The sequence below is a fragment of the Caballeronia sp. LZ033 genome (genome assembly GCF_031451265.1).
Taxonomy (GTDB): Bacteria; Pseudomonadota; Gammaproteobacteria; order Burkholderiales; family Burkholderiaceae; genus Caballeronia.
In genome coordinates this window covers 1-312 of the sequence record NZ_JARUXQ010000068.1, presented here as the reverse complement: position 1 = coordinate 312, position 312 = coordinate 1, and the positions used below count along the sequence as shown (strand labels likewise).

Annotated in this window: 1 protein-coding gene; it reads right to left on the bottom strand. The window is 60.9% G+C overall.

What is annotated here, in order from left to right:
- Window positions 1-312 (bottom strand): hypothetical protein (locus QCE62_RS35225; RefSeq protein WP_309928062.1); only part of this gene is annotated, 312 nt, incomplete at both ends.

Sequence of the window (312 nt, the reverse complement as noted above, 5' to 3'; positions counted from 1 at the left end):
ATGCCCCGCCGGATCGTAGGCGTAGCGGCGCGAGCGCTTGTCATAGCCGATTTCCTCAACCAGCCGTCCCACCGCATCGCGCTTCAGATGCCACGTTTCTCCTCGCTCATTGGTCACGCCGACCAGTTGCTCTTCCGTGTTGTAGCGATAGTGCGTGACATTGCCATTGGCGTCGATGCGGCTCGCCAACTGGCCCTGTCCAAAGAAGCTGAGGCGCGTGATGTGGCCCGCTTCATCGGTGTACTGCGTGAGGTTGTCTTCGGCGTCGTATGCGCAAAACACGTAACCCGGCGAAGTACGGGCCACGAGTCG